The sequence below is a fragment of the Leptobacterium flavescens genome (assembly GCF_010671605.1).
GTDB lineage: Bacteria > Bacteroidota > Bacteroidia > Flavobacteriales > Flavobacteriaceae > Leptobacterium > Leptobacterium flavescens.
In genome coordinates this window covers 335605-361912 of the sequence record NZ_JAABOO010000004.1, presented here as the reverse complement: position 1 = coordinate 361912, position 26308 = coordinate 335605, and the positions used below count along the sequence as shown (strand labels likewise).

The 26308-nt window shown below is 42.0% G+C and carries 19 protein-coding genes; 9 read left to right on the top strand and 10 right to left on the bottom strand.

Annotated elements, in window-relative coordinates:
• Positions 1-81: 81 nt before the first annotated feature.
• Both GWK08_RS17970 and GWK08_RS17965 read right to left on the bottom strand, forming a co-directional pair.
• A complete protein-coding gene (locus tag GWK08_RS17970; protein WP_163608631.1) occupies positions 82-414 on the bottom strand; it encodes a hypothetical protein in 333 nt (110 codons plus the stop codon).
• Complete coding sequence (locus GWK08_RS17965; protein WP_163608630.1) at positions 411-1085, bottom strand: TetR/AcrR family transcriptional regulator; 675 nt, start codon at positions 1083-1085, stop codon at positions 411-413. The genes GWK08_RS17970 and GWK08_RS17965 overlap by 4 nt, the downstream gene beginning before the upstream one ends.
• A gap of 235 nt (positions 1086-1320) precedes the next feature.
• Here GWK08_RS17965 and GWK08_RS17960 point away from each other — a divergent pair, with 235 nt between their 5' ends.
• The 9 genes from GWK08_RS17960 (at position 1321) to GWK08_RS17920 (ending at position 10035) form a co-directional block, all read left to right on the top strand.
• The gene (locus GWK08_RS17960; protein WP_163608629.1) at positions 1321-2535 is read left to right on the top strand and encodes an FG-GAP repeat domain-containing protein; all 1215 of its coding nucleotides are present in this window, start codon (positions 1321-1323) and stop codon (positions 2533-2535) included.
• Between the two features lie 84 nt (positions 2536-2619).
• The gene (locus GWK08_RS17955; RefSeq protein ID WP_163608628.1) at positions 2620-3021 is read left to right on the top strand and encodes a DUF1801 domain-containing protein; all 402 of its coding nucleotides are present in this window, start codon (positions 2620-2622) and stop codon (positions 3019-3021) included.
• Positions 3022-3091: 70 nt separating this feature from the next.
• Entirely contained in the window at positions 3092-3664 is a 573-nt protein-coding gene (locus GWK08_RS17950) for a YdeI/OmpD-associated family protein (RefSeq protein WP_163608627.1), read from the top strand.
• An 11-nt stretch (positions 3665-3675) separates the two neighbouring features.
• On the top strand, positions 3676-4425 hold the full coding sequence (locus GWK08_RS17945) for a hypothetical protein (protein WP_204336094.1): 750 nt from the start codon (positions 3676-3678) through the stop codon (positions 4423-4425).
• A 79-nt stretch (positions 4426-4504) separates the two neighbouring features.
• Entirely contained in the window at positions 4505-5980 is a 1476-nt protein-coding gene (locus GWK08_RS17940) for a serine hydrolase domain-containing protein (RefSeq protein WP_163608626.1), read from the top strand.
• Positions 5981-6074: 94 nt separating this feature from the next.
• Complete coding sequence (locus tag GWK08_RS17935) at positions 6075-6701, top strand: hypothetical protein (protein ID WP_163608625.1); 627 nt, start codon at positions 6075-6077, stop codon at positions 6699-6701.
• A gap of 14 nt (positions 6702-6715) precedes the next feature.
• Positions 6716-7342, top strand: coding sequence for a DUF4240 domain-containing protein (locus tag GWK08_RS17930; RefSeq protein WP_163608624.1), 627 nt, complete (start codon positions 6716-6718; stop codon positions 7340-7342).
• 415 nt (positions 7343-7757) lie between these two features.
• Positions 7758-8558 (top strand): sulfite exporter TauE/SafE family protein, encoded by an 801-nt coding sequence (locus GWK08_RS17925; protein WP_163608794.1) that lies wholly within the window; start codon positions 7758-7760, stop codon positions 8556-8558.
• A 79-nt stretch (positions 8559-8637) separates the two neighbouring features.
• Positions 8638-10035, top strand: coding sequence for an MBL fold metallo-hydrolase (locus GWK08_RS17920; protein WP_163608623.1), 1398 nt, complete (start codon positions 8638-8640; stop codon positions 10033-10035).
• Between the two features lie 106 nt (positions 10036-10141).
• Here GWK08_RS17920 and GWK08_RS17915 read toward each other — a convergent pair whose 3' ends face one another.
• From GWK08_RS17915 to GWK08_RS17880, 8 genes are all read right to left on the bottom strand, one after another.
• On the bottom strand, positions 10142-10975 hold the full coding sequence (locus tag GWK08_RS17915; protein ID WP_163608622.1) for a M57 family metalloprotease: 834 nt from the start codon (positions 10973-10975) through the stop codon (positions 10142-10144).
• 366 nt (positions 10976-11341) lie between these two features.
• Positions 11342-12121: a glycoside hydrolase family 16 protein gene (locus tag GWK08_RS17910; protein WP_239524951.1), complete on the bottom strand. Its 780-nt coding sequence runs from the start codon at positions 12119-12121 to the stop codon at positions 11342-11344.
• The gene (gene bglX / locus GWK08_RS17905; protein WP_163608621.1) at positions 12111-14405 is read right to left on the bottom strand and encodes a beta-glucosidase BglX; all 2295 of its coding nucleotides are present in this window, start codon (positions 14403-14405) and stop codon (positions 12111-12113) included. The genes GWK08_RS17910 and bglX overlap by 11 nt, the downstream gene beginning before the upstream one ends.
• A 148-nt stretch (positions 14406-14553) precedes the next feature.
• Positions 14554-16167: a glycoside hydrolase family 16 protein gene (locus GWK08_RS17900; protein ID WP_163608620.1), complete on the bottom strand. Its 1614-nt coding sequence runs from the start codon at positions 16165-16167 to the stop codon at positions 14554-14556.
• Positions 16168-16176: 9 nt separating this feature from the next.
• Positions 16177-18699, bottom strand: a complete 2523-nt coding sequence (locus GWK08_RS17895) for a hypothetical protein (protein WP_163608619.1) — start codon at positions 18697-18699, stop codon at positions 16177-16179.
• A 98-nt stretch (positions 18700-18797) separates the two neighbouring features.
• Positions 18798-20258: a RagB/SusD family nutrient uptake outer membrane protein gene (locus GWK08_RS17890; RefSeq protein ID WP_163608618.1), complete on the bottom strand. Its 1461-nt coding sequence runs from the start codon at positions 20256-20258 to the stop codon at positions 18798-18800.
• A 10-nt stretch (positions 20259-20268) separates the two neighbouring features.
• Positions 20269-23268 (bottom strand): SusC/RagA family TonB-linked outer membrane protein, encoded by a 3000-nt coding sequence (locus tag GWK08_RS17885; protein ID WP_163608617.1) that lies wholly within the window; start codon positions 23266-23268, stop codon positions 20269-20271.
• 252 nt (positions 23269-23520) lie between these two features.
• Positions 23521-26286 (bottom strand): helix-turn-helix and ligand-binding sensor domain-containing protein, encoded by a 2766-nt coding sequence (locus tag GWK08_RS17880; RefSeq protein ID WP_163608616.1) that lies wholly within the window; start codon positions 26284-26286, stop codon positions 23521-23523.
• Positions 26287-26308 lie beyond the last annotated feature (22 nt).

Sequence of the window (26308 nt, the reverse complement as noted above, 5' to 3'; positions counted from 1 at the left end):
AAATATTTTGAATTTTGCTCCCTGAAAAAAGGAGCGACGAGGGGGCCTGATGTCACAATTAGACATAGGTATCCCCGAAAATTATGATTCCGGAGGTGGAATAGGGATCTCCAGGTTCGGGTCCTGGAGTAAATTTTGATTATCGATATCGGAAGAATTTCGGGTAAAGGCAATAAACTGACTGTTAGGTCTGCTGATCTGTAATTCGACCTTTTCCTTTTTACCGTCTTCTTCCGTTTCTTCGGTATCAGAGTCTTCATCACTACCCTCCAGGAGATCCACTAACTCGTAGTTTCCTTCAGAAAAGGGAGCGAAAGCAATATATACAGGCTGAACGACCATCGTATAGATAGCAGCAATCAGTATCAGCTGTTTTAAAGCAAAAAGGGTTTGATATTTATTAAATTCTTTCACCTATTCTCTATCGCTTTAAAAACCAGGTCTGTATAAAACCTTACTATATTATTTTTTCCTTCTTCAAAATCGGTCAGGGCAGGCAGATGTTCAGAAAAATACCGCTGATGATGCGCACCTTCAATAACCGTGGTAGTAAGCATATGAGGGAATTCGAAAGACGGATTGATCTCCAGGATCATTTCACTAACTCTTTTTACAAGCCTTTTATAGGTCTTGTAAAAACCTTTCTCATTTTCTTTATCTACGTCCTTGGTGTGATAGGCCTTTGAAGATTCTGCAATAATGATCCTCCCTAAAATAGCCTCGTTAATATGGGAGAAAGAATTATCTACATCTATTTTTTGTGTAAAGATGCGAATGGCCTTTTCCAGTTTTTCCCTGGGCGACTCGATATTATGCACTGCAAAAGCCAATTGATATTCCGTCCAGCTCCAGTACCAGTTGATCAGGTAAAGCAGTAGCATATGCTTGCTTTCAAAATAGCGATATACGGAACTTTCATTAGAACCTATCCGACTTCCCAGTTTTTTAAATGTGAAAGCTTCAAAACCCAATTCATCGATCATTTCTATACTCGTACATACAATCCTTCTTCCAAGATCGGAAGAGTCCGGGTTCTTAGTATACAGATCGGGGCTGATAGCTATATGGATCGGTAAATTTCTCATTACTGCTTTACAAATATAATAGTAATACTATCAAAAAGCAAAGTTTAACTATTTTTTATGAAAGTAACGCTAATTTTATAACAAAACATCTTCAAACCTTTAGAAAATGCATAAATCATCAATTAAAAAAGAGTTATATAACAACAAACCTGAATCTTCCTCTATCTAAATTTTTCTTAAACATTAGTGGTTTTTGCATATAAATCCCTAATTTTTAGGAGTTAATACGATACCTATGTTCAACTCTTTCAACAGCCGTTTTTTTAACATCATACCTCTGAGTTTGTTATTGCTTAACTGTTCCGGCGACAGTAATAGTCCTTCCGGAGATCAAGACCTTACACCTCAACCCAATACAGAGTTTAATAATGTAAGCGGGACCAATCTTATAAGTAACAGTCTGGGAAACAACTCTATGGACGGAGTGGCCATAGATATTGATAATGACGGGGATACGGATATGATCCTGGCGATGGAGTTCAGGAGAAATATTATCCTTATCAATGACGGACAGGGACGCCTGACCGACGAATCGAACAACCGTTTTCCGAACCAGGTACACGACTCGGAAGATATTGCCATCGCAGATTTTGACAAAGACAACGATCCCGACATTGTTTTTGTGAGTGAAGATGATCAGACCAATGAATATTACAGGAATAACGGACAGGCGGTATTTACAGATGTGAGTAACCTGCTTCCCGTAAGCGGAACTTCCAACGTAGTGGAAACCGCCGATTTTAACAACGACACCTATCCTGATCTTATTATCGGGAACCGGGGTCAGAATATCATTCTTATTAATGATCAGGCGGGAGGTTTTACAGATGAAACTGCTGCACGCCTGCCCGTAGATAACAGTACCACCCAGGATATCGAACTGGCGGATATTAACGGCGACGGGAATTTTGATATTATAGAGGCCAACGAAACCTCAAACAGGATACTCATCAACGACGGGAACGGGAATTTTACAGATGAAACTGCTACCCGCCTCCCCCCTGTTAACGACCAGACACGGGAGGTAGAACTGGCAGATATAGATAACGACAACGACCTCGACATCTTTTTTGCCAATGTGGATTTCGGAGGGATCGGTAACCCGCAAAACAGGATGCTGCTCAATGACGGAAACGGGAATTTTTCGGAGATCACCTCTTCAGCCCTGCCCGTAAGTAACTTCAGGACAGTCGGCGCCATCTTTTACGATATTAATGATGATGGTTTTATCGATCTGATCTCGGGAAATCGTTTTAACAGTCGTGAGAACCTGGTACTGATCAATGATGGAAACAGAAGTTTTAGCGACCAAACCACTACCTATTTCCCATCCTTAAACAGTTATGCTTTTGACTTTCAGCTTGCCGATTTTAACGGGGACGGGAAGACCGATATTTATTTTTGCAATTTTCAGGGCAATGATATTCTTCTTTTTGGAAGTACTGATTGAAAATAGCATAAGAAGAGTATCTGCTCTATTTCATTATTTAGTAATTTTAATGGATAATCGTTCCGAAATCAATAAACCATTCTTATGGCAAAGACAAAACCCACTGATCAGAATGTCACCGATTTTATTAATGCCATTCCGCATGAAACAAGGCGAAAAGACGGCTTTTTTATCCTGGATATGATGAAGCGCATTACAGGGCTGGAGCCTGTAATATGGGGGCCTTCTATCATAGGTTTCGGATCTTATCATTACAAATACGACAGCGGGCACGAAGGTGATGCCCCCTTAATAGCTTTCTCTCCAAGGAAGCAACACCAGGTCTTGTATGTACTGTCTAATTTTAAAGGACAGGAAGAGCTGTTAAAGAAACTGGGGAAATACAAAACCGGAAAAGTCTGCCTTTATGTTACAAGGTTGGAGAATATTGATCTGGAGGTGCTGGAAGAAATTGTTCAAAAGGCATGGGATCATAATACAAAATAGTGTTTTAATACACCAAAACCCTTAATTATTTCGTTTACAGGAATGTACATTCTGATTAGCTACACTTAAGATGGGAACAGATCAGCTCGAAACAATTTATATTACCGACAGACAGGAATGGCGTACATGGCTGGAGGATCATTTTAAAAGCAAGCCCGAGATCTGGTTGGTATATCCCAAAAAATCGGCAGGAAAAGAAAGGATCCTTTATAATGATGCAGTAGAGGAAGCTCTTTGTTTTGGCTGGATAGACAGCACGGTTAAATCGCTGGATCCCCATCACACCATACAGCGGTTCACCCCAAGAAAAGCTAAAAGCTCTTTTTCACAGGCTAACAGAGAACGTTTAAAATGGCTGGAAGCGCAGAATATGATACACCCTTCCGTTCTACCGGCGGTAAAAGATGTACTGAAGGAGGCTTTTGAGTTTCCCAAAGACATAATTTCCGAAATAAGAAAAGAGCCTGTAGCATGGGAGAACTACCAAAAACTATCGGATCCCTATAAAAGGATCAGGGTCGCCTACATTGTTGCTGCCCGAAAACGCCCTGAAGAGTTTCAAAAGAGGCTTTTAAATTTTATAGAAAAAACCAAAGAAAATAAACTCATAAGGGGTTTTGGCGGAATTGAAAAATACTATTAATATCAAATACAATGTACAGGTATATCACTTTAATATTTTGCATTCTTTTTTCCATTAACGGGCTTCAGGCACAGAACAGGATCACTATCAATATTCCCACACCGGAACAGGAAGCTGATCAGATATGGAGAACGCTGAGAGATATCGCTTTTTTTGAAAAACACAATTATCAGCTGAGCCTTCCGAAAAATGAACTTATAGATGATCTGAAACAAAAATCCAGAGCCAACCGGCTTTCGCAGAATGATTACGAGTCTTTAAAAAAGTTCGTAAAGACCAGGGCCTATAAAAAGTCTGATTATTTAATGGGGTATGAAAAAATAGAACAGGTTGTTCCCTTGCTGAATAAGATGGTTACTTCCATTGGTCAAAGCCGGAAAAACTGGGATTTTAAGGAATATGATGTATACCAGGTTAACCTCACACTGTATGGTCCCGGCGGAAGCTATGATCCCGACAATGGCTCCATTCTTATTTTCACCACACTGGATGGCAGGTTTAAACAATACGATAATCCTGTAAACACATTGATTCACGAGATAGTTCATATCGGAATGGAAAATTCTATCATGGCCGAGTATAAAGTTCCTCACCCCTTAAAAGAAAGGATCGTTGATACATTTGTTTGGCTGAGTTTCGGAGAACTCCTGCCCGATTACAGAATACAGAATATGGGGGATAAAAGGATTGATGATCATTTGAAGGAACGAAAAGACCTGGAGGATCTGGCAGAGATCGTAAAAGCTTTTACAGGCCAATAAGAAAGCCTGATCCAAATTTCTTTTTTTCGAGCTGTAACATTTATGCAATAGCATTATCTTATAATAAAAACAACCTGAAATGAAATTAATAAGCAGACTGGCCATCCTACTTCTTTTGGCCTACAGTTGTTCTTCGGAAAAAGAACAAAAATTTAACAGCGTAGATAACTTTTCATCAGAATTAAAAGAACTTAAAGAATATTTCCAGATCCCGGGGATGGCTGTTTTGGTTCAAAAAGAAGGTGAAACCCTCTATGAAGATTATCTCGGATATTCCGAAACAGCAACTCAAAGTCAGCTGGATGCTTCCACTACCTTCCCCATTGCTTCTCTTACCAAGATCTTCTCCGGACTCATGATCATGAAACTTGCAGAAGAAGGGAAACTAAAACCGGAAGATCCCATAAAAAAATATATTCCGGAAGCGGAGATCGACGATTCCATTCAGATAAAGCATGTCCTGTCTCATACATCTCAGGGAGATATAGGAAAGCATTTTTATTACAGCTCCCGTTTCGGATGGCTGACAAAGGTTATTGAAAAAGCCTCGGGAATGTCGTTTGCGGAATATGCCGAAACCCTGATCCTCTCCCCTCTGGAGATGCAAAACAGTTTTCTTCTGAAGGATTCCCTTCAGCTGGCGCAAAAAGATATAAAAATGGCCCGCCCTTACATGTTGGATGATGGAATACAGGACGGGTTTATAGATTACGGATATTCCAGTTCTGCGGGGATGGTATCGACCGTTAAGGATCTGGCTGTTTTAGACAGGGCTATGGATGCCAATACTATTATTTCCGAAGCTTCCAGGGATAAGATGTTCTCTGCTTTTAAGGAGCTTCCCTACGGATATGGTATTTTTCATCAGGAGTTTAATGATCTAAACCTGATCTGGGGTTACGGGCAGTATGATTGTTATTCCAGCTTGTTCCTTAAAGTGCCTTCAAAAAAGATCACCCTTATTCTTCTGGCTAACAACAACCTGATGAGCGACCCTGCCAGGTTGATCTATGGTGATGCCCTCTCTTCCCTCTTTGTTATGAGTTTCCTTAAAAACTTCGTATTCGAAATAGAGGACATGCCCCTTCTGGAAACGGAGGCATCCCTGGCGGAAAATAAAAGCATTACTTCCGATTTTTACCGGGAAAAACTTCTGGCACAGGCTTTGGCCGAATCCTTTATGGCAAGGTTTGATACAGGGAAAGTACAAAGCAGTGCCAGGTTACTTGAAAAGACATTTAGCTTATTCCCCGATTATAAGACCTATGCAGACATTTCTCTTATGCATAATCTCTCCTTCCTAAAGGACGTGGCCTTTTTTATGGAGCTGGGCGATTTTAATGTTTTTGACGAGCAGTTAGAGACCATCGGGAATGCATTGTTATCGGAAGACCCGGACAATCCGTATCTTCATACATACCTGGGTACTTTTTACGATAGAAAAGGTGATCTGGAAAAAGCCAAACCACATTTCGAACACATTGTGAACAATGCGAATTTTTCCAGGAACTGGTATACGGCTGAAGCGGAAGGATGGCTCCGGGGGCAGCAATAAAAAGGCAGAAGCTGCAGATCAAAATATTTTTATCTGTGGCTTTTATTTTTGTAGCTTTATTCCCAGGCAGTCTAAACCCGGCCATAAACAGATTATGAAACTTTTACTCAAACCCTCTTTTCTCCTTCTCTTATGTTTAACGATGACGTCCTGCCTGAATGTGAACGGAGATAAGGATGAAAATCTTTCGCTGGACAGGGACTTTTCGGAAGTGGAAATAAATAACGAGTATAAGATCAAGATCCCGAAATATATGGATAAGACCTCCGACCTGAATGATGAGGCTTCTCTTCAGTATCAGAATATCTTTAAAGAAACCTATGTGGTTATCATAGACGAATCTAAAGAAGATCTGATATCGACTTTTAAAGATCTGGGAGAATACAACGATTCCCTCTCGGTTGTTGAGAATTACCGGGATATCCAGCTTAGCTCGATCCATGAGAATATAGTGACCAGCTATGAATCCGATTTCCGATCTTTGAACATCAACGGACTCGATGCCGAGGCATTTGAGATGGACGGAAGAGTGGACGGAGTGGATTATGATATAGCGTATTTCCTGACTTTTATAGAGGGGAAGGAAAAATTGTATATGCTTATGGCCTGGACCCTTCAGGACAGGCGTGAGCGATATAAATCTACCTATGAAAAAATTGCCAGTTCCTTTCGTTTATACAGCAGAAGAAAAGTAAGGGCCAGGAGTAAAAAATCATCATAAACTACTATCAATAAATGGGTACAGGTATAATTATCTTTACAGTACTTTTTGTAATCTCAATGGTCTATTCCAAAACCAGAGATCAAAATATTAGAAAGAAGAAAAAAGAAGAGAGATTAAAGTTTGCAAAAACCAAAAAGGAAAGAACCAATACAAACATGATGGACGAGCAGGAGTTTTGGGAACTCATTGACTTTTCTCTTGAAAAATCCAACGGTTTTTACCAGGACCAGCAAAAAATACTAATTAAATCCTTCAAAGATTTTAGTCCGGAACAATTAATTGAGCTTGATAATAGATTAATGAATTATAGTGAAAAACTCAATTCTTATGAGCATTTGGCAGCTGCTTCCATCCTATTTGGAGGTTACTCCACTGATTTATTTATCCCCTTAAAACAATGGGTCATTTGCCAGGGGCGGACCAAGTTTTACGATATTCTTTCAAATCCGGATAACTTAGCGGATCTGGACTACAGAAAGTATGACAGATATCCTTTATCTATTTCAATTGGTAAAACTTATGAATCAAAGACGAATGAAATGTTACCTGTAGCAAAGATCAATTTTGAGTTAAGAGGAGAAGAAGTAGATGAAGCAGATTTTCCCGAGAAATTCCCAAAGCTGTGGGAAAGAGCTTAAAAATATCTTTTGAATAAACAGGAAAAGCCCGGATCCGGGCTTTTCTTATTTGAGGCTTCCAACCAATACAACTATTAAAAAACAAAAAACCAGCTCCCCGACCGGGGGCTATCTGAATATTTATACCCCTGGCATAATAAGGTTAAGTTCTGTAAACTCATATTGAGTTTTCTTCTGTGAAATTAGATGCTTAAGTACAGAATCTTCTTTTTAAAGGGGCCTTTTTACAAAAAATCGTTCATCTTCATTTTTAAAGGATAAAGAGCATATAGTCTATAAATCTGTTTGGTAGATGGACTAAAAAGGATAATTATTTTGTCTTAATACAAATAAAACTAATGTTAGTTAGGACACTAAATCAGTCATTTTTAAACAGTATCTTTGGGGCCTTTAAATGAGTACTTTATTCCTAAGTATGGAAATAGAAAATATTCTGGGATACATCGGAGCCCTTTTTATTGGAGGTGTTCTGGGACTTGTTGGAGGCGGAGGCTCCATCTTAACCGTACCTCTTCTGGTATATCTTCTCAGCTACAGCCCGGTAGTGGCAACAGCTTATTCTCTTTTTGTAGTGGGGGCATCGGCCGTTGCCGGAGCCATACAAAAATACCGAAAGGGAGTAGTGGATATAAAAACAGGGCTTTTCTTTAGTTTTCCATCCTTCCTGGCTGTTTATCTGTCGCGTAAATATGCGGTTCCCGGAATTCCCGATGTGCTTTTCAGCACAGGAGGTTTTACACTTACCAAAAATATGGGGCTGATGCTCTTCTTTGCCGTTGTTATGCTCTTTGCGGCAACCGCGATGATAAAACCCAAAAAGGAAAACGGGAAGACCGAACATTCCAAACCTTCTTACCCTTTTATATTTATGCAGGGGATCATTATCGGAACAATTACGGGAATAATAGGCGCAGGAGGTGGTTTCCTATACGTACCGGCCCTGGTACTCTGGACCAATCTTCCCATGAAAAAAGCAGTAGGGACCTCCCTTATTATCGTAGCTATTAATTCGCTTATAGGTTTTACCGGCGATCTTCAGGAGATGAAAGTAGACTGGTCATTCCTTCTCCCCTTTACCTTCATAACTATTATGGGAATATTGCTGGGAGGCTATCTTTCCAAATTCGTTTCCAACAAGAGCCTTAAAAAAAGCTTCGGATGGTTCATCCTTGTTATGGCCATTTATATTATCAGCAAAGAGATCCTCAATTCTTAAATTGTGATATTTATCAGGATTAATAAAGATCTTGTTATGTATCTTTGAGCTTTAATTCGAAACCTAATTTGATTTTAGAATGAAAATAGAACAAATATATACAGGGTGTTTGGCGCAGGGAGCGTATTATATTGAATCTGCAGGAGAGGCCGCCATTATAGACCCTTTAAGAGAAACCAAACCTTATATAGATAAAGCACTTTCGGAAAATGCCAGGATCAAATATGTTTTTGAAACGCATTTTCACGCCGATTTTGTATCGGGTCACCTCGATCTGGCAGCTAAGACAGGAGCTAAAATAGTTTATGGCCCTGGTGCATCCACTTCTTACGATATTCACACCGCCACAGACGGTGAGGAGTTTAAAATAGGGAATATCAGGATCAAGGCCCTGCATACTCCCGGACATACCTTAGAATCGACCACCTATCTTCTTATCGATAAAGACGGGAAGGAACATGCTATTTTTTCGGGAGACACCCTCTTTTTAGGTGATGTAGGAAGACCCGATCTGGCAATCAAATCCGATCTCAGTAAAGAAGATCTGGCAGGAATGTTGTTCGATTCTCTGAGAAACAAGATCATGCCGCTGGCAGATGATATTATTGTATACCCGGCTCATGGTGCGGGATCGGCCTGTGGTAAGAACCTCAGTAAGGAAACGGTAGATACCCTCGGAAACCAAAAGAAAACCAATTATGCGCTTCGTGCAGATATGACTAAAGAGGAATTTGTAAAAGAGGTTCTTGACGGGATCCTGCCTCCTCCTCAGTACTTTGCGAAGAACGCTTTAATGAATAAAGAAGGTTACCAGGCCTTCGACGATGTATTAAGTAAGGGGGATACACCTCTTGGGGCTGAAGAATTTGAAGCCATGGCCAATAGTGAAGGCGCTCTGGTACTTGATGTTCGTCCTCAGAGCGAATACATAAAGTCGCATATTCCCAACTCTATCTTTATAGGCCTGAACGGGTCTTTTGCCCCCTGGGTAGGAGCTCTGATCACCGATCTTAAACAACCTATCTTGTTGATCGTTCCCGAAGGTAAATCGGAAGAAGCCCTTACGCGTCTTTCCAGAGTTGGATACGACAATACCCTTGGCTATCTTGACGGGGGACTAGATTCCTGGGAAAAAGCAGGAAAAGAAACAGATAGTCTCGTATCTATTGATGCTGCAGAGTTTGAAAAGAATTATAACGACAAGCTGAATATCCTCGATGTGCGAAAGCCGGGAGAATTTGAAGCGGGACATCTGGAAACCGCAGAAACCTTTCCTCTCGATTTTATAAATGATCATATGCACAGCATCGATAAGAGCAAAGAATATTATCTGCACTGTGCCGGAGGATACCGCTCGGTAATTGCAGCTTCTATTCTGAAAGCAAGAGGTTTTGACAAGCTGATAGATATTGCAGGAGGTTATGGAGCTCTGAAAGAGACAAGCCTTCCCAAAACAGCATCGAGCTGTTCTGCCTGATCTATCAATAAAATAGAATATTAAAAGCCCCTGACAGCATTGTCAGGGGCTTTTTCAGTATATACAGTAATTATAATTTGAAAAAAATAAATTAAATATTCCGGTACTAGTACAGGAAGTTCATTGCAGTTATATCATTCTGATTGAACTCTCCGTCCGTACCAAAGGTAAAGCAGGCAAGCATGATAGAAGTCGGATCAAAACCTGTTGGTGTACCAGGAATATGAACAGCTCCGACACTTCCGGCACTCTCTCCAGTTTCTCCACAACTCTGACGGCTGAACCAGTCAGTGTGTCTGAAACCTATTGAGTGTCCGATCTCGTGACCAGCTACGTGCTCGTTTACATTAGGATCTACGTTATCCAAACCGGTGAACAATTGAACAAATTTATTCGGGTCACCTCCACTAGGGAAGCCGGCAACTCCACCTGCTCCAGGTTGGCTTCTCTGTCTGAAAACTACAATATCTGCATTAGTGCTTGCAGCAAAACTCAACTGGAAATTCAGCTCCAGGTTAAGCCTGTTGTAGTTATTGATAGCCCATTGAAGGCCTGTTCTCATACTGTTGGAAAGGCCAAAACCTCCGCCACCGGTATAACCGATAACAGTAAGTGTTCTTGGTGAACTTACTAAATTGAATGTTCTATATTGTTCTTCTTGTATTCCTCCATAAAGACTCAAACTTGCTATTGTACTAGGATCAAACGCAATATCGCCTTCAGCAACAATACGGTCTAAAGTTCCCCCACCGGGAATTTCATACGATTGTCTTTGAAGGTTTTTAGTGTTGATCGCAAAAGAAGACAGTTGATCAATAATTTCCTGTGGAATTTCCTGTTGTTCATCCTGAACAACATTGTCTTCTTCATTACTACATGAAGCGAGAATAAGTCCTACTCCTAATAAAGAAAGTACAACTCTTAATCTAAGTTTTCTCATTTGTAAAGATTTGATAGTTAGTGTTAATAAATTAATCATTTTGATAGTTAACTACTATATATACTAATGATTTATTTAATTCGGAATAAAATTATTAAAATTTTCTTAATATTTAAGAATTCGTAATAATTTTAACAATTTTCATATGTTTTTTTACTTTTTTAAAAAAATTTTTGATGATTTGATAATCTAAAAAATCGCTTGAAATCGTTGTACAGCGTAGTTTTATCGATGAAATGCACGTTAAAAATTTCTTAAAATTGTTAAAATACTATAATACGCATCTACGTTAAAACCGTAGCCGTTCTACTCTTTAACATCCGGTAAAATGAAGTAAAAAAATCAGAAAAAAAGTCAGAATGGAGTTTATTGATAGACTTTTATGTAATCTATTATAAAGTTTTGAGGAAGCGCAGAATCATCGATCTCCGGCCCTCCGAAATTCCCTCCGATGGCCATATTGACAATAAGATAAAAAGGCTGGTCAAAAGGCCAGGTCTCTTTGGTCTTCTGCTCCGGCCGGAAAGTATAGACCAGTTCATTATCTATATAGAAACTAATACTGTCTTTGGTCCACTGTGCAGTATAAGTATGAAAGCCCTCCTCTATCCCCTTTATCCTCATCTTCCTTGTATTAAGGGTATTTCCATGGCTGGCTTTGGTATGAAGGGAAGTAAAGATCATCCCGGGCTCCTTACCCACATATTCCAGGATATCTATTTCGCCGCAATTGGGCCATTTAACCTCATCTATATTCGATCCCAGCATCCAGAAGGCAGGCCACAGCCCTTTACCCACGGGTAATTGTGCTCTGACCTCTATCTTTCCGTATTTAAACTCTTTCTTTGCTTTAGTGGTGATTCTGGTCGATGTGTAAATACTGCCTTCCTTTCTGCCGGTTATAATTAATTTTCCCTGATGTAATCTGTGGTTCTTTTTTGTATAGATCTGGCTTTCGTTATTTCCCCAGCCACATAGCCCGGGGCAACCATCACCCAGTTCATAGTTCCACACGCTTTCGTCCAGTTCGGTACCGTTAAAATCTTCTTCCCAAACCAGTTTCCACTCCTTATCCTGAGCAGAAAGCTCCAGACAGCAAAAGCACAGAAACAAAAGAACACAAATTCTCATAAGCTTAATCTTCATACCTAAAGTCGGTTTCCAGGGTTGTAACAGAGCTCCCTCCGACAAATAGTTTAAAGTTTCCCGCCTCGGCTTCCCATTTTCGGTTCGCCGTAAAGAATTCTATGGTTTCCTCATCGATCTCGAAGCGGATCGTTTTCTTTTCTCCTTTTTTAAGCTCTACGAGTTCAAAGCCCTTCAACTCCTTTACAGGCCTGGTAGTGCTGGCAACCAGATCACGTATATAGAACTGTACGACTTCCTTTCCATCCAGATCGCCTGTGTTGGTTACATCTACAGAAGCTGTTATACTTCCTCCGGAAGAGAAGGAGTTCTCATCTAACTGAAGATTGTCGTATTCGAAAGTCGTATAGCTCAATCCATGTCCAAAAGGATATAAAGGACTATTCTGTTCATCTATATAATGTGTCCAGAATACAAGGTTGGGGGCCGGGATAACAGGCCTCCCGGTATTTTTATAATTGTAATAAACCGGAACCTGCCCCACACTCCTGGGAAATGTCATCGGGAGTTTCCCACTGGGGTTATAATCGCCGTAAAGGACCTGGGCGATTGCATTCCCGCTCTCGGTTCCCAAATGCCAGGTTTCCACGATTGCGGGAATATGCTCATCTTCCCAATTTAAAGTCAGGGGGCGGCCGTTCATTAATACCAATACAATATTTTTGTTGATCTTATAAATTTCTTTTAACAATTCCTGCTGCACTCCGGGCAGATCCAGATTAACTCTGCTACGCCCTTCACCGCTCTGAAAACCGTGTTCTCCGAGAACCATCACAACCACATCTGCTCCACGCGCTGCATTTTTTGCCGCTTCAAAACCACTTTTATCGGTGGTATTGATCTTTGTTTCCATTACAAAAGCCGGATCTCCTATTACAAGCTCCGCTCCTTTTTCATGAATAAGGTTATTTCCTTCATATTTTTTCATCCCGTCCAGAACGGAAACCGCCGTATGATCGTCGGCAGCGATCCTCCAGCTTCCTAACGGGCTGTTATTATCGGCAGCCAGCGGACCTATTAAAGCTATTTTTTGCCCGCTTTTCTTTAGCGGAAGTAAATTATTTTCGTTTTTAAGTAATACGATCGACTTTTTAGCCATATCCAGTACAGCTTCCCTATGCTCCTCGCTTCCTATTACTTCTTTTTCTCTTTCTTCATCACAATATTTATACGGGTCATCAAATAACCCCAATTCGAATTTCAGGCGTAATATCCTTCTCACGGCATCATCAATAAGTTTTACGTCTACCTTTTTTTCTGCCACCAGTTCTTCCAGGTGTTCTATATAGAGATAGGACTCCATATCCATATCGGATCCGGCATTTACTGCCATTTCCGAAGCGTGTTTCCCATCTTCTGCATAGCCATGTGCTATCATTTCTGCAATAGACCCCCAATCGGAGACTATCATTCCGTCAAACTCCCATTCTCCCTTCAGTACAGTTCGCTGAAGATATGCGTTTCCAGTTGCCGGACTACCGTTCAGGTCGTTAAAGGAATTCATAAAAGTGCGTACCCCTGCATCCTTCACCATTTTAAAAGGCGGGAATATAACATTCTGAAGCAGGGACTCACTAACATCTACGGTATTGTAATCTTTTCCGGCTTCGGAAAAGCCATATCCTGCAAAATGCTTGGCACAGGCTGCAATGGTGTGTACAGCCGACAGGTCATCGCCCTGAAAGCCTTTAACACGGGCCACTCCCACCATACTTCCCAAATAGGGGTCTTCTCCGGCACCTTCCATGACTCTTCCCCATCTCGGGTCTCTTGAAATATCAACCATTGGGGCAAAAGTCCAGTTAATACCACTGGCGGCTGTTTCTGCAGCGGATACTTCTGCCGACCTCTGAATGGCCGCCATGTCCCAGCTGGCTGCTTCGGCCAGAGGAATAGGACTGATGGTCTTGTAACCGTGTATCGCATCAAAACCAATAACGAGTGGGATCCCTAAACGGGATTCCTCTACTGCGACTTTTTGCACAGCTTTTACTTCTTTTACTCCTCTTACGTTGAGCATAGATCCCACCAGTCCGTTTCTCAGGTGTTCATATTTTTTAGCTGCCTCTCCATCACTGGGAGCGGGACCAGTCAGATCCCAGAAACCATTGTACTGATTCATCTGTCCGATCTTCTCCTTCAGGGTCATCAGGGAAAGTACAGAATCTACTTTCCTGCTGAGCTCATCCTCATTTGAATTAGCTAGTTTATCCCCGGTTTTCGGATTACATGCGGTTAGAATTAACACAGCAAGTACTCCTCCGTATATTTTGAGTTTTTTCATCCTTTAAAACTTTTAATCATCTGTAAATCATAAAATTACATACAATAATTCTGATCCTGCAGACTTTTTTAATATGTATCAGATTTAAGAAGGCCAGCCTCGCATTTACCAGCCTTCCCAATCTGAAATGAAAAACACATGTATGAACTTATTGATATATCCTGATATAATCTACCTCCATAACAGACTCCGTAAATCCTCCATCGATCACTCCTCCGAAATTCCCTCCCATTGCTACATTAAGGATTATAAAAAAGTCCTTGTTAAATGGCAGGCTTCCGTTGTTTGAAGCTGTAAAGTAAAGTTGATCGTCTACAAAGAAGCGTATATCAGTTTCGTTCCACTCCACGGCATATACATGAAACTCTGTAGATGCATCACTTACCGTAGTGGTTCCGGTTCTTGCATTTCCTCCAAAATTATTGGGGTCGTGCGTGGAGCCGAATATGGTATTTTGCTGATTCCCCACATGCTCCATAATATCTATTTCTCCCGCACCGGGCCAGATATTGGTCTCGAAATCGGCACCTAACATCCAGAAAGCCGGCCAGGTTCCTCCTCCTGTTGGCAGTTTGATCCTTCCTTCTACCCTTCCGTACTGGAATTCAAACCTGTCCTGCGTTTTTATCCTGGAAGAAGTAAACTGACTTCCATTGAAATTCTCTCTTTTGGCGGTTATTTTGAGAATTCCGTCTTCAATAATAACGTTATCCGGTCTGTCGGTATAGTATTGTTCTTCACCATTCCCCCAGCCGTTATCTCCGGTTCCCAGGTCGTAATCCCAATTGGCGGTATCGGGAGCACCGTTTACGTCAAAATTATCTTCCCATACCAGGTTCTCAAAAGCGGAGCCTCCACCTCCTCCGGGAGTGGAACCTTCGGGGATAAAGGTATGATACCAGGCCAGCAGGCCTCCTCCCAGAAATGGGGTCTGCAGTCCTCTTACCGTTAATCTGTCTGCGGTAAGTTCTACGATCTCATACTCCATAGCCCCCGACCAGTAAGACAGGGTACTGTTCTCTACATCGAGTGTACGTCTGCCTCCCTCTTCGGGAATTATTACAAAACTTGTGTTGGTAGCTATCTGATCTGTTATGTCTCTACATTCATCAACAAACTGTTGCGGACTCGCGTTCGGAAAGAAGCGATTTACCTCCGCCCAGTTGATAAAGGTCTCGTTGTTATTTCCTGTTTCCAGCTGGAAGGTATAATTGTCGTTATCATCATAATTGAATACCAATACGTCATCATACAAACAAGGATCCAGTTGATCGGGTGCCGCACTAAAGAAATTGGGGAAATCCGCATTGGGATCTCCTACCCCGAAGTGTCCGGACTCTGTCTGGTTCCACACCCATCTTTTGGTACCATCTCCTCCGATAAGCTGTAATGTTTCAGTGTCTATAAATAGACGTACATCCAGGTCGAGGGTGATATTGATAGAACTCGCTGCTCCCCCCGTACCAAAAGCCACAATGGTAACAACCACCGAATACTGGCCCGATTGAGTATATCTGAAGCTTACAGATTCTCCGGGTGAAGCAACAACAGGATCACCTCCCTGTTGAAAGAATACATGGAAGTTTAACGCATTATCTGCTGTAGGAGTGACCGTGACATTTCCCGATTGGTCATCGGCTATTATTGCTTCCGCCCGAAGGTTGGTAGGTACCGTTACCGTTCCAAAATCTGCATCATCTTCCTGACAAGCTGATACCGTTAATAGTATAAAAACTACAATGAAATGCTTTATCTTTTTCATCTGTTTATTTTAATTCGTTTGAACTATATCGTCAATAAAATAAGTTCCCGGTGTGAAATCGGGTCCGTCCACAAATAACACAATGGTATTATAGGCACCTGTTGCATTTATAGGTCCGCTAAGCGGGAAGCTGAGATTGGCATTCGAAAAATCGAATGTAAGCTCCTGCCAGCCCGTTGCGGTTGCGGTCTGTACTACTTCTACCGGATCTGCCGTACCGTTTTCAAACTTCAGTAAGACAGCGTTATTCGGTGTTGTGGTATAGAATCTTAATCTTATGATCTTGTCCGTACTAAAATCTACTGCATCCACAAGGTCCAGTGCAATTCCTTCGAACTGATTCCCTGAATTTGTGATCATTCCGGCCCTGTTCGTTGCATCTACAGGATCATCCGCTATGGAGAAACTTGCACCGTTAAAGGTTCCGAAAGTCTGATCGGGATTTGAAAAGTTCAGAGGTAATGATGCAGGTTGCACCTCAATATCATCAATGAAGTAAGTTCCGGGAGTAGTCGTGGGTCCGTCTACAAACAATACAATGGTATTATAGGCACCGGTCGCATTTATGGGTCCGCTAAGTGGAAAACTCAGATTGGCGTCCGAAAAATCGAAAATAAGATCCTGCCAACCTGTAGCGGTTGCGGTTTGAACAACCTCTACCGGATCTGCCGTACCATTCTCGAATTTCAGTAAAACATCATTATTCGGTGTGGTGGTATAAAATCTGACCCGTACTGACTTATCGGTACTAAAATCTACCGCATCATCCAACACGAGGGCGATCCCTTCAAACTGATTACCTGTATTCGTGATCATTCCCGCACGGTTATTACTATCTACCGGCCCGTCTGCAATGGCAAAATTCGCTCCGTTAAAAGTGCCGAAGGTCTGATTATCATTGGAAAAATCAAGCGGTAAGGATACCGGCGCAGGAAGTACCTGTTCAACATCATCTATAAAATAAGTTCCGGGGGTAAAATCAGGTCCGTCCACAAATAATACAATGGTATTATAAGCACCTGTGGCATCTATCGGTCCGCTAAGCGGGAAACTGAGATTGGCATTCGAAAAGTCGAATGTAAGTTCCTGCCAGCCCGTTGCGGTTGCTGTCTGAACAACCTCTACCGGATCTGCCGTACCATTCTCAAATTTCAGTAAGATCGCATTATTTGGAGTTGTGGTATAAAACCTCAGCTTTATCATTTTGTTGACACTAAAATCTACCGCTTCGGTCAGATCGAGTGCTATTCCTTCAAACTGGTTCCCCGAGTTGGTTATCATTCCCGCACGGTTATTACTATCTACCGGTCCGTCTGCAATGGCAAAACTCGCTCCGTTAAAGGTTCCGAAAGCCTGATTATCATTCGAGAAATCCAGTGGTAAAGCGATCATCTCTACAACAGCTTCCTCCTGCTCAACATTATCTATATAGAAAGTACCTGCGGTCGTTCCGGGGCCATCTACAAAGATCACCAGGGTTGCATATTGTCCCGTAGGAACAAAAGGTTCTCCTACGCCCTGATTTCCGTCTATAAAACTCTTGGTTGCATCCGTAGCAAAATCAAAACTGATCTCTTCCCATCCGGTTCCGCCATGATTGGCAACTACTTCATTTTGTCTTTCTCCGTTAACTCCGCCTTCAAACTTTAACAATATCGGTACTGCCACATCTGACCAGAAATCCATTTTTATGGTCTTATTGGTTCCGCTGAAATCTACCGGGGTTCCCAGATTATAGGCTCCACCTTCAAAATTAACTCCCGAATTGGTGATCGCCCCAACATTGGAAGCATCAGGATTTGATCCGGACAGCTCCGGATTAGCTATTACTTCAAAGCTGGCTCCATTAAATACCCCAAGGGCATAATTAACCGTAGGTGAATCGAAGGTAATTGGCAGCGCAACCGGATCATTTGCATCCGGCACCGTAATCACCTGACTGAATTCTACCGTTGCGGCTCCTGCTCCTTTGGCAATAACGCGGAGGGTATAATCTCCCGGTTCTGCATAGGTATGCATTACAGTTTCTCCCGGCATTACATTAGTGGGTTCTTCATCTTCCACATCGCCGAAGAATACTTCAAAAACAGTTGCAAAATCTGCCGAAGCCATTAATTCTATCTCTGCAGGATTTTGTGAGTTTTGAGTAATATCTACCATCAGGTTTTCAGGTGCCCTGAAAGAAATAGTAATACTCTGCACCAATTCACTGGTAAGTCCCGTTAATCCCCTGGCAATAATACGAGCCGTATAATTACCTTCTTCATAGGTATGTGTGGCTGTTTCTCCGGGAGAGATTACGGTAGGCTCTTCGTTTTCAACATCCCCGAAAAATATTTCGAAGGAAGAAGCACCTTCTGCCGACGGTGTAACCGATACCATTCCGGTATCGTCCTGAGTAACATCAAAAACAGCCGTCAGGTTGGTCGGGGCAGAAACATCCTGTAAAATGAATGATACTTCTTCATCCTCACAGCCGCTAAAGACAGCTATTGACAGGAACATTACAAATAGTGACTTGATATATTTCATTTGTTCAGTTTTTTATTGTTTTTATACATCTTCAATTTGCCATTAAACCTATGTGTTGGTTTTCTGCTATGGCTCAACCGAATCCTTTTAAGTTTAGCTTAGTATCCCGGGTTTTGTTCCCATCTGTTCCCTGCCAATTGTATTTCAATTGCCGGGATGGGGAATAATTCATTTTTTCCTGTTGTAAAGCCTTCTATTTCAGAGGCAGCTCTTCCGGTTCTTACCAGGTCGAAGAAATGATGTCCTTCTCCAACAAGTTCAACCCTTCTTTCATGATAAATAGCATCTGTCAGGGCTGATCCGGTAAGCATTACATCGGGTAGTCCGGCTCTCATCCTCACCCTGTTCAGGTATTGCTGAGCAGTTGCATCTCCCGAACCTCCCCTGTTATGTGCTTCAGCAGCCATCAGGAGGACATCGGCAAATCTGATAGCCCTGTAATTATTCGGATTGGTAAGATTGGCATCTCCCGTATTCAGGTCTCCTTGACGGGGAATATACTTTCTGTTGTAGTAGCCTGTGTGCTCAAAGCCTTCTACAAAGGTTGCTCCGTTCTGTGCTGCAAAAGCATCGATATCCAGGATAGCCACATCCCTTCTCAGGTCTCCGGCCTCAAATTCGTCGAAAGCCTCCTGAGTAGGAACATTAAAGCTGAATCCTGAATCGAAAATGGGGCCATTGTAATTCCTTATGCCATTGAACCCAACGGCCACATTTCCTTCACTACATTGTAAACAACCAAATCCTGCGCCTTCCTGATCCGTATATTGGATCTCGAAGACTGATTCTATATTATTTTCTCCGTCCTGCTCAAAGATGGTGGTGTAATCTTGTACAAGGTCGTATTGCCCTGAAGCAATAACCTCATCCAGAACAGAAGCGGCTTCTGTAAATCTATCCTGATACAGGAGAACTTTCCCCAGTAAGGCCTGAGCGGCTCCCCTGGTAACCCTTCCTGTTTCTGCCTGAACGGCGGGTAAATTAGCTACTGCAAATTCCAGGTCGGCTTCAATCAAAGCGTAAACTTCGGAAGCCGGAGTCCTGTCTATGGAAAACTGATCTCCGAACTGGATTCGCTGATCTATGGCCAGCGGTACATCACCGAACCATTTTACCAGTTCGAAATAGTAGTACGCTCTTAAAAAGCGGGTTTGCCCGATAACATTGTTCCTTCCCTGAAAGTCGGTCTTATCCTGGAACTCCAGGATATAATTTGCCCTGTTGACTCCCGAGAACATCCAGTTCCATATATCTCTCAACTGTTGATTGACCGGAGTATGGATCATATCGTCCACTTCCTGAATTCCCGGTACATCAGTTGCACTTTCTCCTCCTGCCAGGGTATTGTCGGATGCAATTTCTCCCAACATTACGTTGAGATAGGTAGATTGCAGAAGATCATAAGCTGCTATGAGGGCATTTTGGTAATCTTCTTCCGAGTTGAAGAAATCTTCAGAATTCTGATCTTCCGAAGCTACCTCCACAAAATCATCACTGCATGCCCATAACAGAAGGAGTACTACAGCATATACTATTGATTTTATTTTATGTGTCTTCATCTTCATTTATTTAAAATTTGATGTTTAGTCCTAGTAAGTATGTTCTCGGAACAGGGTAAAAGCCCTGATCTATTCCTCCACCGATTGGTGCTCCCGTAGAAGCCGAAGGATCGTACCCCCTGTATTTTGTAAAGGTGAAGGCATTATTAACAGAGAGGTAAATTCTCATTGTATTTATCCAGGTAGGGTTGTTAAGCGTATACCCTAATTGTATATTCTGAATCCTTAAATACGAGCCGTCTTCTACAAAAAAGTCTGAGAATAAACTATTTGAATTAGCTCCGGTAGTTACCCTTGGGAAGGAATTCGTACTTCCTTCTCCTGTCCACCGGTTTAAGAAATTAACACTCCTGTTTGTTAGCGGCTGGTTACGTTCGTAATTGCGAACTATATCATTTCCGATGGATGCGAATGCGTAACTGCTGAAATCGAAATTTTTGTAGTTAAAGCCGATATTCAATCCCATGGTCACATCGGGAATAGGATCTCCTATGTAAGTCCGGTCGTCAGAGTTTATCTGTCCGTCCCCGTTAATATCCACAAAACGAAGGTCGCCGGGAGCAGCATTTAACTGGGAAGCATGTGCATCCACTTCTGCCTGGTTCTGGAAAATCCCGTTGGTTCTCAATCCGAAGAAATAACCTATGGGTTGCCCCACTTCCATACGGGCAGGGGGTTCCTGTCCTACCCCGAAAGATCCTCCGGGAATAAAACCGTTATCACTGTTTACGAAGAGGACCTCATTCTCCAGCGTCGTAAAATTATAGCTGATATTGAAATTAAAATTATCTGAAAGTTCATCGCGGTACGCGATCTGGAACTCCACCCCTTTATTCTCCACGATCCCCGCATTGATGACCGGAGGTGAAGAACCGGGAGCTGCTACTCCCAAAATTCCCGATACCTGCGAAACTACCAGGAGATCTTCTGTTCTCTTCTTAAAATAATCTACGGTAATATCTACTTTGTTATTAGCGATCTTGGCATCAAAACCAATATCAAAGGTCTTTTGCCTCTCCCATTTGATCTCGGGATTCGCGAGCGCCCCTATAGCAGTTCCGAAAACGAGTTCGTCATCTATCACATACACTCCTTCTCCGTTGAGGAGGGATACAAACCTGAAATCCGGAATACGGTCATTACCGATAATACCGTAACTGGCCCTTAACTTCAGGAAATTGAGCCAATCTACATTCTCCAGGAAAGATTCATCAGACATGATCCATCCCAGGGAAGCCGAAGGGAAATATCCAAATCTGTTTGCAGGGCCGAATTTTGTAGAACCGTCTCTTCTGATCACAGCAGAGAATAAATATTTTCCTTTATAATCGTACTGCAATCTTGTAAAATAAGACAGCAATCTGGAATCGAAAGTGTTACCTCCGTTTATAAAATTGTTTACCACATCGGAAGCATTATCGATACCCGAATTCGGGCCTACGTCAAAACCGGTAAAGCTTGAAAACGCCCCCGTAGTTTTAAACACCGACATCCCCAGCAGTACCTTAACATTGTGATCTTCTTTAAATGTATCGGTATAGGTAACAAAACTATCCCAGGTAAAATCGCGGAACAGGTTTTTGAATTCGGTTACACTGCTTCTTTCTACGTTGAATACTTTCCCGGAACCAAAAAAGGCCTGTGGAGAAAAAACATCTCCTGCCACTTCGGAATAGTTAAACTGAAACCTGGATTCTGCAGTCCACTTTTCCAGGAATTTATAGTTCAGACCGATAGTTCCGCTAATTCTGTCTACCTGTGTATTATTAAAAGTACTGGCGATCTGGGCCACCGGGTTGATCACCTCATTCCCCAGGCCTTCCGCCAGGGTAAAATTGCCATTGGCATCACGTACGCTTAGAGTAGGTGCCATATTGAGTGCATTAAACAATACAGACCCCAGGGTATTTTCCAGAAGGTTATTCCTATTGGTTTGCGTATAAATAGCAGAGGTGGACAGCTTGAAATTTTTAAGGAAATCGAGATTGTAATTTATCTTTCCGGTGAGCCTGTTAAAGTTGGCAGCGTCTCCGCCTACAATACCGTCCTGGGTGAGGTAAGATACTCCGGCAGAATAGGTAGATCGTTCTCCCCCGCCGGTTGCATTAAAGTTTACATTGGTTATAGGTGCATCCTGAAAGATCACATCCTGCCAGTCTGTTCCCGTACCCAAAGATGCTATATCTGTAAAAGGCGGCGTTTCACCTCCGGCTGCAAAAGCTTCGTTAACCAGTAAGGCGTATTCGGTGGCATTAAGCACCGGGATCTTACGTGTGGTTTCCTGGAAACCGGTATAAGTGTCCAGTTCAAATCTGAGCTCCGTATTTCTTTTTCCGGACTTGGTGGTTATAAGTATAACTCCGTTAGCTGCTCTTACTCCGTAAATACCGGCGGTGGCATCCTTCAATACATTAATACTTTCTATATCTGTGGGATTGATCACACTCAGGTCTTCAATCACGTTCCCGTCTACCAGAATTAGAGGCCTGTTATCCCCGTTGGTCGTGATCCCCCTGATACTTATAGTCGAGGCACTTCCCGGAGAGCCTGACTGAGAGGTAATATTCACCCCGGCCACTTGCCCCTGTAATGCCTGTTCTACCCGTACGGGGTTCAGCCTTTCTATGGTTTCCGATCCTACTACCGAAACAGCACCGGTAACTTCTTTTTTAGTCTGGGTTCCGTAACCTATTACCACTACCTCATCCAGGGCTGCCGCATCCTCCTCGAGAAAAACGGTAATAAAGTCTGCGTTGGTAACAGTGATCTCCTGAGTCTTAAAACCCAAATAGGAAAATACGATGACCGATCCCGGAGGAATGTTCGCCAAAGTAAAGTTTCCGTCAAAATCTGTGGTTGTCCCGTTAGTTGAATTTTTAACTATAACATTTACTCCCGGGAGAGGGGCCCTGTTTCCCGCTTCATTTACAACACCTTTTATCGTAAGGTCCTGAGCGAACCCAGTCACTGTTAAAAATGCAAAAACGACTGAAAATAAATAAGACTTCATATTAGTTTGTTTAGAACATTCTAAAATTAGCCTTATGCGTTTTTAAAAACTCAAAACCGACCTCTATAAAAAATATACATCACACAAAAAATATTAAAAACATGAATATTTCTCAACAAAATCTCAGGTTTTATGCGGATTTATCAGCGATTTCGGAAAATGGAAAAATTTTTCTCTAAGATGCTTAAGAAGAAGAAAATACGATAAATGTTGAGGCAATGTTAAGGTGAAAACGCCTCTTGATGTAGTTTGCTATATTTCCAGAATATACTCAACAAGTCCTTTTTCGTGAGGAAGGCCCATTTTTTTCCTCAGGCGGTATCTTTTTATTTCCACACTTCTGACCGAAATATTAAGCAAAGGAGCTATTTCCTTGGAAGACAAGTTTAGCCTTAAGTAAGCACACAATCTCAGATCGTTGGGTGTCAGGGAAGAGTGAAGCTTTTTAACCTTCTTCAGGAAGTTCTTATCCGCATTATTAAAGGCTTCCTTAAAAAAGTTCCAGTTATCTTCCTCACTGATATTCCTGTCGATTGTTGAGACCACGCTTTTTATGGCTCTGGACGGATCTTCCTCCTTTTTCAGCTGATCTTTGATCTGAGTGAGGAATTCATTCTTTTTGATGAGGTTCATGGTAGAGCTGGCAAGCTCCCTGCTTTTACTCTCAACATCCTGCTTTAATTGCTCGTTTTTAAGCTTCATGATCTCCTGGTCGGCTTCCAGCTGCTGAATAGCCAACTGCTTTTCATTTTCCAGGATGAGTTTTCTTTGTTGTTTCTTATAATATCTCCTGTAAAGTGTATGCATAGAAAACCCCAGCAATAAAAAGCCAAGGATATACAATACAATTGCCGTATTGGAGAAATACCAGGGCCTGTTTACCTTAAAAGTATAGGATGCTACATTCCTGGAAAAGGAATTCCCCACTTTTGCCCTGACATAGAAAGTATACTCACCATAAGGCAGGTTTTCAAATTTTGCAGAAGGATCTGAGGTCCAGTCGCTCCATTCTTCATTTATTCCTTCCAGTTTATGCTGATAGATCGGGGTTAAATATTTATTGAAGACCGGTACGGAATAGGAAATATCCAGGTTTGCTTCATTAAACTTATAATTCCCGTCTGTATTCAGGGCATTCCTCAAATGTCCGCCATCCGTTCTATGGTTCCTGACAGAATTGATATAAACACTATAGGAATCGAAATCCGGGCCTTTAAGATCGATCGTAAAATAGCCATCGGATGCTCCCACCAGGTAGTGATCGTCTCCCAGGGCAGCAATATTTTCATATCCCAAAAGAGATTTTCTCAGTTTTTGTGCTATGGGGATCTGATGAATGATCCTGTTATCTGTTAGTTTTCCCGAACTGATATAGTTGATATTATCTCCTGTAAAGATCCACAACCGGTTCTGATCATCGGCCGTAAGCTTTCCGGAAACATAATTGGTTTCATCATAGAGCGAACTTAAAAGAGAATCCCTGACAAAGGTTCCTTTCTCCTTATCCATTCTGAAGATCCCTTCTTTATAAGCATACAGAATATCATCTTTATAGGTAACCAGGCCTGCATTCTTGGCTTTTGGCAGATTCTCGATCTTTTCCAGGTCTGAAACCGAGGAGAGAGAAGGGTCCAGTTTCATTTTAAAAACGCCCTTGTACTCATGACTGATAAACAGATCGAGATCGCGGCTTAACTCAAAAAACCTCGCAGAATAGTCAAATCCTTCGATCTGGTTCCCGAACTTCCATCGCCCTCCTTCCTTTATCAGTACACTCAAGCCCACAAAATTCCCCTGCAGTAAAACATCGGTCCTCCCGGGGACTGTTTCAAACTTCCAGGTTCCGGGAACAAAGGAGATCTGTTCCAAACGGTCATCCTGTATGACAAAAGTCCCTAAATTATGACCACAAAACAGCCGGTCGTCATACACAAATAAGGACCATACCTGCTGATTGATCCCTTCTACCAACCGGAAAGGCTCGGAAGAATTAAATTTCTTAAAAAACAAGCCCTGATTGGTTCCCATATAAAGCTTGCCGTCATACACAACAGAGCTATACACCGTTCCCAGAACACCTCTGTCATCACTGAAGGTCCTGATCATGGAATTCATATTAATGCAGTTGATCCCGTTATCCAGGCCCAGCCAGATATTGGAATGATTGTCCTCAAAAACAGATAATACGGTATTATTGCTTATTCCGTCTGTCTGTTCTATATGAAACTTCAATTCTCCCTGGGGGGAGAGGATCACTACCCCGTTGGAAATAGTTCCCAGCACGAGATCCTTATTCCTGAGCTGAATGCTGCTGTAAACACTAATGGGTTTCAGCATATCATCTACGGGGGTTTCCCACTTGGTCAATGTATTATTAATGTAATGGTAAAAACCGCTGTTCTGGGTGCTGATGATCAGACCTTCCTCCGAAGGAAAAATATTTACTATTCTTATATCGTTAAATTCGGGGGTATTGGCCATTAACTCCGGAACACCATTCTCTATTTCGTACAGTCCTTCCCCGGAAGTCTGAAAGTAAATGGCGTTCCCAACTTTAAATATCTTCAGGACTCCGTTTTCGGGAGAGATCACCCTAAAACTATCGTCTTCGGAATTGTATATGTATATCTGGTTTAAGGACTGGAACAGCACCCATTTGTCGTACTCTATAATGTTCCAGAAGTGCTCATCTTCTATTAGTTTGTCCCTGATCTTATCGGTCAGTGAAAAATATTCAAGTACTCCCCGGGGATTGCGCTTCCAGAAGCCGAACTCCATATAGCAACCGGTATAGATCCGATCTTCTATTACCCTGACCGTTCTGATTATGGTTTCATTGGGAGAAGGATATACGATCCATTCCGCTCCGTTAAACTCCAGTAAACCCTCATTATTTGCGGCATAGATAAAATTGGCCCCGTCCTGGCTTAACATCCAGTTCTGGTTAGCTCCGTTATAAACGGCGGGAGGATACTTCAAAATAGGGGGCAGCTCCTGGGAAATTCCCAGAAAACCCATAAAAAATACTATGAAGCTTATC

Coding starts and splice junctions, on each gene's coding strand:
- bglX (WP_163608621.1), bottom strand. CDS start 14,405: ATGAAAAAACTCAAAATATACGGAGGAGTACTTGCTGTGTTAATTCTA.
- GWK08_RS17885 (WP_163608617.1), bottom strand. CDS start 23,268: ATGAAGTCTTATTTATTTTCAGTCGTTTTTGCATTTTTAACAGTGACT.
- GWK08_RS17910 (WP_239524951.1), bottom strand. CDS start 12,121: ATGAAGATTAAGCTTATGAGAATTTGTGTTCTTTTGTTTCTGTGCTTT.
- GWK08_RS17925 (WP_163608794.1), top strand. CDS start 7,758: ATGGAAATAGAAAATATTCTGGGATACATCGGAGCCCTTTTTATTGGA.
- GWK08_RS17930 (WP_163608624.1), top strand. CDS start 6,716: ATGGGTACAGGTATAATTATCTTTACAGTACTTTTTGTAATCTCAATG.
- GWK08_RS17945 (WP_204336094.1), top strand. CDS start 3,676: ATGTACAGGTATATCACTTTAATATTTTGCATTCTTTTTTCCATTAAC.
- GWK08_RS17965 (WP_163608630.1), bottom strand. CDS start 1,085: ATGAGAAATTTACCGATCCATATAGCTATCAGCCCCGATCTGTATACT.
- GWK08_RS17920 (WP_163608623.1), top strand. CDS start 8,638: ATGAAAATAGAACAAATATATACAGGGTGTTTGGCGCAGGGAGCGTAT.
- GWK08_RS17950 (WP_163608627.1), top strand. CDS start 3,092: ATGGGAACAGATCAGCTCGAAACAATTTATATTACCGACAGACAGGAA.
- GWK08_RS17890 (WP_163608618.1), bottom strand. CDS start 20,258: ATGAAGACACATAAAATAAAATCAATAGTATATGCTGTAGTACTCCTT.
- GWK08_RS17915 (WP_163608622.1), bottom strand. CDS start 10,975: ATGAGAAAACTTAGATTAAGAGTTGTACTTTCTTTATTAGGAGTAGGA.
- GWK08_RS17955 (WP_163608628.1), top strand. CDS start 2,620: ATGGCAAAGACAAAACCCACTGATCAGAATGTCACCGATTTTATTAAT.
- GWK08_RS17880 (WP_163608616.1), bottom strand. CDS start 26,286: ATGGGTTTTCTGGGAATTTCCCAGGAGCTGCCCCCTATTTTGAAGTAT.
- GWK08_RS17940 (WP_163608626.1), top strand. CDS start 4,505: ATGAAATTAATAAGCAGACTGGCCATCCTACTTCTTTTGGCCTACAGT.
- GWK08_RS17895 (WP_163608619.1), bottom strand. CDS start 18,699: ATGAAATATATCAAGTCACTATTTGTAATGTTCCTGTCAATAGCTGTC.
- GWK08_RS17960 (WP_163608629.1), top strand. CDS start 1,321: ATGTTCAACTCTTTCAACAGCCGTTTTTTTAACATCATACCTCTGAGT.
- GWK08_RS17935 (WP_163608625.1), top strand. CDS start 6,075: ATGAAACTTTTACTCAAACCCTCTTTTCTCCTTCTCTTATGTTTAACG.
- GWK08_RS17900 (WP_163608620.1), bottom strand. CDS start 16,167: ATGAAAAAGATAAAGCATTTCATTGTAGTTTTTATACTATTAACGGTA.